Raw genomic sequence first — 2998 nt, forward strand, 5'->3', positions numbered from 1 at the left:
CTGCCGCCGGACGGGCGGTGGGCCGCATGGCGGCCGTGATACAAAGTCGCCAGGAAGAGAGCCAGGGCGGCATTCCGGTTCGATGGGATTGCGATAGGATCGTGGCGATGCTGCCGGTGGGCTGGCAGGCGGTGCCAGGCCGGGTCAGGCAGCCGGACACGGAGCATGACGCGATGAGTTCCCAGGAGATGCAACGCCTGGCCCAGGACCTGCGGCAGCCTGGCCTGAGGGACACGCTGGGCACCGCGCTGCAGCAGTCCCGCGGCGCGGAGGACGCCGCCGCGATGCTCCAGCGCGCGGGTTACGACATCGAGGCGCAGGATCTGCAGCAGGCCGCCGCGGAACTGTCCGACCAGGCGCTGGATCAGGTGGCTGGTGGCCTGTACGACCTTCCGAGCTGGTGGGGCGCGTATTTCATAAACATAAACACGAACAGGAACTGACCTGACGCTTCCCGGCCCGCTCGCGATTTTCTCGCGCGGCCCTGGCGGAACAGGCGGCCTGCTTCGCCGCCCGCCTGTTCCGCTGCGGCGGCCGGCCTGTCGCGCCTGCGCGCGCCGGCCGGCAGGGTGCCGGAGAAGCGCCGCCGCCCGTCTGGCGCGGCGGACGCGCTACCGCCAGCGATCCTTCAGAGAAAAATAGGCGCCGACCAGCGGCAGGAACCAGGGCGGGCCGAAATGCCCGGGCACCCAGGGCCAGGGCAGGCCGCGCAGCGGGTTGGCGGCCTCGTCGCCGCCCATCACCGCCGCCATGCGCTGGCCCAGATGCACCGACATCTGCGCCCCATGCCCGCTATGGCCCAGCGCGTAGAGCAGCCCCTCATGCTCGCCGGCGCGCGGCAGGCGGTCGGCGGTCATGTCCACCAGCCCGCCCCAGCAATAGTCGATCCGCACCGCGCCGAGCTGGGGGAAGACCTCCCGAAGGTTGGCCCGCAGGATGGCGCCGCTGCGCCGGTCCGAATCCGGGTCCGACAGGGCGAAGCGCGCCCGCCCGCCGAAGATCAGCCGCCCATCCGGGCTGATGCGGAAATAATGCCCGATGATGCGCGAGGTGGTGCCGTTGCGCCGCCCCGGCATGATGTCGTCCAGCATCGCCGGCGGCAGCGGCTCGGTGGCGATGATGAAGCTGCCGACGGCGACGATGCGGCGGCGGAAATAGCCGAAGGGGCCCTGCCGGCTGGGGCCGGTGGCCAGCAGCACCTGCGCTGCCTCGACATGGCCGCGCGGCGTCTCCAGCCGGTGCGCCCGGCCGCGCAGCCGGGTCAGGCCGGTGACCGGCGCCTGCTCATAGATCCGGGCGCCATGCCGCGCCGCGGCCTGCGCCAGCCCGGCGCCGAAGCGGCCCATATGCATCTGCGCGCTGCGCCGGTAGAGCACGCCGCCATGGAACAGGTCGGAGCCGACCTCCTCGCGGATGCGCGCCCGCGGCAGCAGCGCGGTCTCGGCATCGGCCTCGCGGTGCAGCAGCTCGAAGCCGGCCGCCAGCTTGTCGTAATGCGCCGGCTTGGCGGCCAGCTTGATCTTGCCGCAGCGGCGGAAATCGCAGGCGATGCCCTCCTCGGCCACGATGCGCTCGACGCTGTCCACCGCGTCGTCGAAGGCGTGGTAGAGGGCGCGCGCCCGCTCCAGCCCGAGGCGCGCGACCACCGAGGGGAAGTCGTGCGCCAGCCCGTTGTTGACATGCCCGCCATTGCGGCCGGAGGCGCCGGCGGCGACGCGCCCGGCCTCCAGCACCACCACGCTTGCGCCGCGCCGCGCCAGCGCCAGGGCGGCGGAGAGGCCGGTGAAGCCGCCGCCGATGATGGCGGCATCCACCTTGCCCTCCAGCGGTCCCTCGGCCGCGCCGGCGAAGGGGGTGGCGGTGTCCTGCCAGTAGGGGATGAGCTTCATGCCCGGCCTCCCGCCGCGCCGCCCGCGCTCAGAGCCCGAGCAGCCCGGGCAGGCCGCCAATGTCGGCGATCTCATGCGCGCCGTAATGGGGCGCCACCGGCTCATGCCCACGCGCCACATGCGCGCGGTGGCCGATGCGCAGGTCGTGCGCCGACATCAGGTCGTAGCGGTAGCTGGATGAGACATGCAGGATGTCCTTCGGGTCGCAGCCGAGCTGGTCGAACATGTATTCGAAGGCCCGGAAGCGCGGCTTGTAGGCGCCCGCCATCTCCGCCGTGTAGACGGCGTGGAACGGCGCCCGCAGCAGCGCCACATTGTGGTGGATCTGCTCGTTGGCGGCGTTCGAGAGGATGACCAGCGGGAATTCGCGCGCCACGCGGGCCAGCGGCTCCGGCACGTCCGGGTGCGGGCCCCAGCCCGGCACCGCCTCGTAGAAGACGCGGCCATCGGCCTCGCGGAACGCGATGCCGTGCCGCTTGCAGCTGCGCTCCACCGCGCGGCGCAGCACCTCGGCATAGGGCTTCCAGTCGCCCAGGATCTCGTCCAGCCGGTAGGCGGCGAAATCCTGCACGAAACCGTCCATCCGCTCGGCCGGGACGCGGTCGGCGAAGACCTGGCGGGCCAGCGGGCCCATCTGGAAGTTGGTCAGCGTGCCGTAGCAGTCGAAGGTGATGTATTTCGGCCGCAGCGTGGTCATCGGTCACATCCCTGGGCTGGGCGGGCTGGCCCGCCGGGAGGATGCTGCGGCGCCCGGGGGCGTGCTGTCCGCTGCCGCATCCGGGGTGGGGCGGTGGAAGCTGCCGAATTTCCGGCGCAGTCCGGCAGCATGTTCTCGGCCAGCGTGGCAAGTCTGCCGGCCGGCAGCAAGGAGGGGCGCGCATGGCGGGGGACGGGATGGCGGAGGCGCCGGTGCTGCGGCCGCTGCGGCAGGCCGACCTGGCGGCGGCGCAGGGCCTGTCCGCCGCCGTGTCCTGGCCGCACCGGCTGGAGGACTGGCAGTTCCTGCACGCGCTCGGCCAGGGTGTCGCGGCCGAGGCGGAAGGCCGGCTGCTCGGCACCGCCATGGGCTGGCGCTTCGGCGCGGCGCAGGGCGCGCTCGGCCTGGTGAT

The 2998-nt window shown here is 72.7% G+C and carries 3 protein-coding genes and 1 pseudogene; 2 read left to right on the forward strand and 2 right to left on the reverse strand.

Going from position 1 to position 2998, the window contains the following annotated elements:
• A partial coding sequence (locus tag HMPREF0731_RS07435) for a Nif11-like leader peptide family RiPP precursor (RefSeq protein ID WP_040612521.1) occupies positions 1–443 on the forward strand: 443 nt, incomplete at its 5' end.
• A gap of 168 nt (positions 444–611) precedes the next feature.
• On the opposite strand, the gene HMPREF0731_RS07440 is transcribed toward HMPREF0731_RS07435, so the two are convergent.
• Both HMPREF0731_RS07440 and HMPREF0731_RS07445 read right to left on the reverse strand, forming a co-directional pair.
• Positions 612–1889 carry an NAD(P)/FAD-dependent oxidoreductase gene (locus HMPREF0731_RS07440; RefSeq protein WP_007003452.1) on the reverse strand — a complete coding sequence of 426 codons (1278 nt, stop codon included), beginning with the start codon at positions 1887–1889 and terminating at the stop codon, positions 612–614.
• A 28-nt stretch (positions 1890–1917) separates the two neighbouring features.
• Entirely contained in the window at positions 1918–2586 is a 669-nt protein-coding gene (locus tag HMPREF0731_RS07445) for a haloacid dehalogenase type II (RefSeq protein WP_007003453.1), read from the reverse strand.
• Between the two features lie 182 nt (positions 2587–2768).
• On the opposite strand from HMPREF0731_RS07445, the pseudogene HMPREF0731_RS25115 reads away from it, so the two are divergent.
• Positions 2769–2998, forward strand: a pseudogene (locus HMPREF0731_RS25115) (GNAT family N-acetyltransferase); the annotation flags it as partial.

The sequence above is a fragment of the Pseudoroseomonas cervicalis ATCC 49957 genome (assembly GCF_000164635.1).
GTDB lineage: Bacteria > Pseudomonadota > Alphaproteobacteria > Acetobacterales > Acetobacteraceae > Pseudoroseomonas > Pseudoroseomonas cervicalis.

Bases quoted from the DNA above. Each gene is read 5' to 3' on its own strand.
- HMPREF0731_RS07440 (WP_007003452.1), bottom strand. From the start codon at position 1,889: ATGAAGCTCATCCCCTACTGGCAGGACACCGCCACCCCCTTCGCCGGC.
- HMPREF0731_RS07445 (WP_007003453.1), bottom strand. From the start codon at position 2,586: ATGACCACGCTGCGGCCGAAATACATCACCTTCGACTGCTACGGCACG.